Annotated in this window: 6 protein-coding genes and 1 other RNA gene; 1 reads left to right on the forward strand and 6 read right to left on the reverse strand. The window is 66.2% G+C overall.

Features of this window, described 5'->3' with window-relative positions:
• From rsmH to ACILRA_RS18660, 3 genes are all read right to left on the reverse strand, one after another.
• A partial coding sequence (gene rsmH, locus ACILRA_RS18650) for a 16S rRNA (cytosine(1402)-N(4))-methyltransferase RsmH (RefSeq protein WP_395663573.1) occupies nucleotides 1-990 on the reverse strand: 990 nt, incomplete at its 3' end.
• A 100-nt stretch (nucleotides 991-1,090) separates the two neighbouring features.
• Nucleotides 1,091-1,493, reverse strand: an RNA gene (rnpB, locus tag ACILRA_RS18655) — RNase P RNA component class A.
• A gap of 83 nt (nucleotides 1,494-1,576) precedes the next feature.
• Nucleotides 1,577-3,241, reverse strand: coding sequence for an amidohydrolase (locus ACILRA_RS18660; protein ID WP_395663568.1), 1,665 nt, complete (start codon nucleotides 3,239-3,241; stop codon nucleotides 1,577-1,579).
• A 161-nt stretch (nucleotides 3,242-3,402) separates the two neighbouring features.
• Between ACILRA_RS18660 and ACILRA_RS18665 the strand changes: the two genes are divergently transcribed.
• Nucleotides 3,403-3,879 carry a hypothetical protein gene (locus ACILRA_RS18665; protein ID WP_395663569.1) on the forward strand — a complete coding sequence of 159 codons (477 nt, stop codon included), beginning with the start codon at nucleotides 3,403-3,405 and terminating at the stop codon, nucleotides 3,877-3,879.
• On the opposite strand, the gene ACILRA_RS18670 is transcribed toward ACILRA_RS18665, so the two are convergent.
• The 3 genes from ACILRA_RS18670 to ACILRA_RS18680 form a co-directional block, all read right to left on the reverse strand.
• Nucleotides 3,880-4,611: an N-acetylmuramoyl-L-alanine amidase gene (locus ACILRA_RS18670; RefSeq protein ID WP_395663570.1), complete on the reverse strand. Its 732-nt coding sequence runs from the start codon at nucleotides 4,609-4,611 to the stop codon at nucleotides 3,880-3,882.
• Nucleotides 4,608-5,294 (reverse strand): TerB family tellurite resistance protein, encoded by a 687-nt coding sequence (locus ACILRA_RS18675; RefSeq protein ID WP_395663571.1) that lies wholly within the window; start codon nucleotides 5,292-5,294, stop codon nucleotides 4,608-4,610. The genes ACILRA_RS18670 and ACILRA_RS18675 overlap by 4 nt, the downstream gene beginning before the upstream one ends.
• Nucleotides 5,295-5,314: 20 nt before the next feature.
• The coding region (locus ACILRA_RS18680) for a hypothetical protein (protein ID WP_395663572.1) at nucleotides 5,315-5,758 on the reverse strand (444 nt) is incomplete at its 5' end.

Genomic DNA, 5,758 nt, shown 5'->3' on the forward strand with positions numbered 1-5,758 from the left:
ATGCGGAAGCCTCAGGCCGATCTCGTCCACAATCGCCGGCATGGGCGCTGCCGCCGTGCGGATTCCGGCGCGCAGCTTGGCGGAGCGCGCACGCGGGTTCCGCGCGGCCTCCTCGCTACTCGCGGCGATGTGGCCCTTGAACGGCAGCTCAAAGGAAGGCGCCTCGCTCTCCACAACACCCGGCAGATGGCGCGAGCCCGATGGCAGCTTGCCCCCGCGGGAGGCGAAGAAGCGCTTCACGATCCGGTCCTCGAGCGAATGGAACGTCACCACCACGAGGCGGCCGCCCTCGCGCAGCATCCGCTCGGCTGCATGCAGCGCCTCGACCAGCTCGTCGAGCTCGCCGTTCACATGGATGCGCAGCGCCTGGAAGGTGCGGGTGGCGGGGTGGATCTTGTCCGGCCGCGGGCGGCCGGTGGCGCGCTCGATGGCCCTGACCAGCCCCAGAGTCGAGGTGATCGGCGCTTCCGCGCGCGCCGCAACGATGGCCTTTGCGATGGCGCGCGCCTTCGGCTCCTCGCCGAAAACATAGATGATGTTGGCGAGCGTCTCCTGCGGCAGCGTGTTCACCACGTCCGCGGCCGAGGGGCCGTGCTGCGCCATGCGCATGTCGAGCGGCCCGTCGCGCAGGAAGGAAAAGCCTCGTGCCGCCTCGTCGATCTGCATGGATGAGACGCCAATGTCGAGCACCACGCCATCAATGGCGGCCTCGCCCGCGAGGGCCTCCATGTCGGCAAAGCGGCCCTCGCGCAGCGTGAGCCTTCCGCCATAGGCCGTGGCCAGGGCCTGCCCGCCGCGGATCGCCGCCGGGTCACGGTCAATGGCGATGACATTCGTGTGGGCGGCGTCGAGAATGGCGCGCGAATAGCCACCGGCGCCAAAGGTGCCGTCCACATAGGTGCAGCCGTCGCGCGGCTGAAGTGCATCCAGCACTTCGGCCAGCATCACGGGCACGTGGGCTGAGGCATTTGCGGGTTGGGCGGCGGCCATCCGGAGACCAGGAAACAGGGTGAACAAGGCGTTAAACGACAGGCTGACATTGCCCGCGCCCTGCTTAACAATTGGTTTCAATTTCGATTCAGCAAGGGATGATGCCAGCCGGCCTGTAAGCCGGGTTCTGTCCCTGCGGGTTGCCCCACAATCGATGACCATTCATCTGGAGCGCCCGTCGCCGGACGCTTCACGCAACCTACCCGAGTGGCTGGGCCGGAAACAACCCTGACCCTCCTTACGGAAGGCCGCGCCACCCCTATTCGGTCTTGCTCCCGGTGGGGTTTGCCATGCCAGCCTCATTGCTGAGGCCGCGGTGCGCTCTTGCCGCACCATTTCACCCTTGCGTCAGGCCGAAGCCCGGTTCCGCGGTATCATTTCTGTGGCACTTTCCCTGGGGTCGCCCCCGCCGGGCGTTACCCGGCACCGTATTTCCATGGAGCCCGGACTTTCCTCCCCCGCACCCTTTCGGGCGTAGCGGCAGCGGTCATCCAGCCAGCTGGCAGGGGTGAGGTAGGCGCTTGAGAGCGGAATGGCAATGCGCTTGTTGCCATGCCTGTTGCCATGCCTGTTACCATGCCCGCCCTCACCCCTCGAACACCACCCGCCCATCACACACTGTCATCCGCGGCATGATCCCCTTGAAGGACGCGGGCTCCGTGGCCTCAAGGTCCACCGGCAGCACGCAGATGTCGGCCAGCATGCCCTCCCGCAGCACGCCCGTCTTCTGCTCCATGAACCCCGCATAGGCGCCATCCGCCGTGTAGGAGCGCAGCGACTGGGCCAGGCTCTGGCGGTTGTCGGGCATATCGCCGGTCCAGCGGCCGCGCGTCATGGCGGACTGGATCGACCACAAGGGGTCGATGTCGGAGACTGGCCAATCGGTGCCGAAGACGATCCTCGCCCCCGCCTCCCGCAGCGCCGTCCAGGCGAAGGCATATGGCCAGCGCGCAGCGCCGATCCGGGAGAGATAGGGTTCAAGCGGCAGGCCATGGCAGCCCGGCGGATGCGGCGGCTGCATGGACGCAATAACACCCAGCTCCGCAAAGCGCGCAATGTCGCCGGGGTGAATGACTTCGATGTGTTCCACCCGGTGGCGCGAGTCGCGGCGGCCATTGGCCCGCATGGCTGCCTCATAGCCGTCGAGCACGATGCGGACCGCCCCGTCGCCGATGGCATGGACGGCAATCTGCAGCCCGCGCCGGTCGGCTTCCACCGCGATCCCGGCGAAGCGGGCGGGCGTGAACAGGGGCTCGCCCTTCCAGCCCGGCCGGTCGGCATAGTCGTCGAGCATCACCGCCGTCCCGGAATCGGTGACGCCATCCACGAACAGCTTGACGAAACCTGCGCACAGCATGTCGGAGCCATAGCGCGCCGCCATCTGGCTGGCCTTCTCCAGCATGGCGATGTCCATGAAATTCTTGAAGTGGAAGGGCACCCTCACGCGCGCGGTGAGCTCACCACGCCTGTGCAATTCTTCAAGAAGTTCAAGCGTATAGACGTTTCCGTCCATGTTCTGGATGAAGGTGATGCCGTGCCGCGCGGCGTGCGCCAGCCCTTCCCGCATCATGGCGAGATCGCTCTCGAACTCCGCCTTCTCCGGATAGGGCTCCGGCTCCCCGCCGGTCATCAGCCCCAGCCTGTCCCGCATGCCCTTGCGCGACAAGGCGCGAACCGGGTTGAAGGCCTCGCCCTCGCGCAGTTCGCCCAGCGCCAGGCCGTCCGGGCCCATCACGATCTCGTTGCCGGGCCCCAGGTCGCGGCCTCCAAGAAGCCCCGCTTTCTCGAGCGCCACCGTGTTGGCCCAGGCCGTATGATGGTCCGGCGAGAAGAGCAGCATCGGCCGGTCCTTGACGATCCGGTCGAGGTGGTGGCGGGTAAGCGGCTCGTCCTCGCCGATGATCACGTAGTCGGCCTGCTCGCCCACGATCAGGTCGTCGCCGGGGTGGGCGCGGACATAGGCCTCGGTGCGCGCCTTGAGTTCCGCAAAGCCCCGCGTGCCGAAGAGCTGCAGGTGCCCGAGCTCCGCCGCGCCTGCGAAGAGATGCATATGCCCCTCGACGAAACCGGGGATCACCGTGCCCCCGCCCGCATCCACCACGCGGGTCAAGGGCCCCACCTCGGACATCACGTCAGCATGAGTCCCCAACCGCATGATTCGATTCCCGGAAACGGCAATGGCCCCGGCGCGCGGCCGGGCCTCGTCCATGGTGAGGACGCGGGCATTGGTGATGATGAGCGAGGCTGTCATGCGATCAATCGGCTCCGGTTGAATCGATGTCTGAGACTATGCGGCGAAGTCCATGTGCGCCAACGGTTTTCGGCGTCAAGGCTTCGCGCCGCGCGATATTGCCACTTTCCCCTTGCCGGAAGAGCCGATAGATAGGCGGTCTAACCGCAGGTTCCCCGGTCATGTTCCGCCACGTTCCGTTTCTTCTCGCTCTCGGCCTTCTTGCCGGAGCCGCCCACGCGCAGGAGCGCGAATGGATGCTCGATGCGAGCGATCAGGACGCCTACCTGATTTTCGGCGTGCCCGAGACGGACGATGTCGGCGTCAGCCTGTGGTGCCGGATCGGCAAGGGCGCGGTCAACATCTACCTGCCCGTCGCCACGCAGCGCTTGACGGCGGATCAGAACGCCAGCGAGGACAATGCGGCCCCCCTCACCATCGCCGCCGGTGGAGAGATGGCCACCTTCCGCGGCAAGGCGGACATCAACCGCGAGGCCGATGTCTCCAGCCTCGAGGCCGAGATTGAGGACGGACACCCGCTCATCACGGCTCTCCGGGGCGCAGACCGCTTCACCGTGAAGGCCGGCGGATCAGACGTCATCTTCCCGCTCTTCAATGCGGATGTTGAGGGTCTGCTGGCACTCTGCCGCAAGCCCTGATCAGGGATCGAGCGCTGCCACCAGCCGCTCCGCATTGCGCAGCGCTGCGCGGTCCGGCGGGCAGCCGGTCTGGTCCGGCTGGAAATGCCGGCGGAAAGCATCCGTCACCTTCAGCGTAACCTCGTCGCATTCGCCAGTCTCGCCGATGCCATAGCCATAGCGCGCCAGCAGGCGCTGGTAGCTCCGCAGTTCGTCACCGGTCAGCGGTGTGGCGTCGGGGGCGTCCGGCGGCACCCAGTGGCCGATGCCATGCGCGTGGAGCCGCGCCCAGCCGAACCGCTCGCCGGGGTCGATCTTGCGCCCGGGCGCCACGTCGGAGTGGGCAAGCACATGCTCGGGCGGAATGGCATGGCGCGAGAGAATGTCGCCGCACAGCGCAATCACAGCCTCCATCTGAGCTTCCGGGAAATCGCGGTAGCCCAGCCAGTGGCCCGGGTTGTGGATCTCGATCCCGATCGAGCGCGAGTTGGTGTCGGTCTCGCCCTTCCAGGACGACACACCGGCATGCCAGGCGCGCATCTCCTCCCCCACCATCTGGGTAATCGCCCCATCCTCACCGACGAGATAATGGCAGGAAACGCCGGAGTCAGGGCTGCACAGCAGTTCGCAGGCGGCATCCGCACTCGTCATGCCGGTATAGTGGAGAATGAGCATGTCGACCACGCGGCCATTGCGCCGCGGCTCGATGTTTGCGGCCGCCACCAGCCGCCGGGCGAGCGGCGAGAAGATCACACTGCCTTCTCCTTCATGATCCGGTCATAGGCCTCGTTGACCGTCTGCAGGCGCCCCGTGGCAATCGCGATCATCTCCTCGGGCACGCCCGCCGCAATGTGGCGGTCCGGGTGGTTTTCGCGCACCAGCTGGCGATAGCGGCGGCGGATCTCCTCCTCTGGTGCATCGCGTCTTACGCCGAGGATCAGGTAGGGATCGTCCTTCGCCGCCACATGGCGCGCGCGGATGCGGGCAAAGTCGGCATCAGTGAAGTCGAAGATCCCGGCCACCTGCCTGAGAAAGCCATGTTCGTCGGGGTGGAAGGCATTGTCAGCCTTGGCGATGTGGAACAGCCCATCGAGCACGTCCTCAAGGATCTCATGCTGCGCACCGAACAGCCGCGCGATCTGGCGTGCATAGGTCTCGAAGCCGGCGGTATCCTGTTTGGCGAGGTTGAAGACGCGGGCAACGGCTGCAAGCTCGCCCTCGGGGATGTGGAACACCTGCTTGAACGCGGCGATCTCGCTCTCGCTCACCACGCCATCCGCCTTCGCCATCTTGGCGCCGAGCGCGATCATGCCGATGGTGAAGGCCAATGACTTCTCAGGCGGCGTGGGGTTGCGCGCGATGACGGATTGCAGGAAGGCCCCGACCGACTCGCCGATCGATGCGATGACCTCGGCGATGCGTGTCCAGATCGACATCGGAGGGCGGGTTTCGGGCCTCAGTGTTTCTTGAAGTAGTAGGACAGGTTGAACACCGGCACGTCAATGTCCTTGCCAGACGCCAGCAGCCGCTCCACGTGCCAGGCGCGGCCGGCCGTCCATATGGTGGCCCACACCACGGGAATGACACCCAGCGCCATCACCGCATACATCACGAAGTCCGGAACGCCGATGAGCTTGGCAAAGGCCCAGACCGTCGACACCATGGCGGAACCGAGGAAGCAGAGTATCAACAGGGTCGCGCCGGAGGCGGCCAGGAAGCTGCCAAAGGGACTGAAGCCCTGGGCGCTGCCCTTGGGCGGCGTCTCAGGGGCGATGATTTCCTGATCCATGTTCTTCTCGTTCATGGGCGCTGATATGCGCCGGATGGGGCCGGATTGCAACAGATGCGCCACGCCTACCTGCAATAGCTGCTGCCACTGCGGCGGTTCTGCAGGTCGAGG

Source organism: Aestuariivirga sp. (assembly GCF_044239095.1).
Classification (GTDB): domain Bacteria; phylum Pseudomonadota; class Alphaproteobacteria; order Rhizobiales; family Aestuariivirgaceae; genus Aestuariivirga.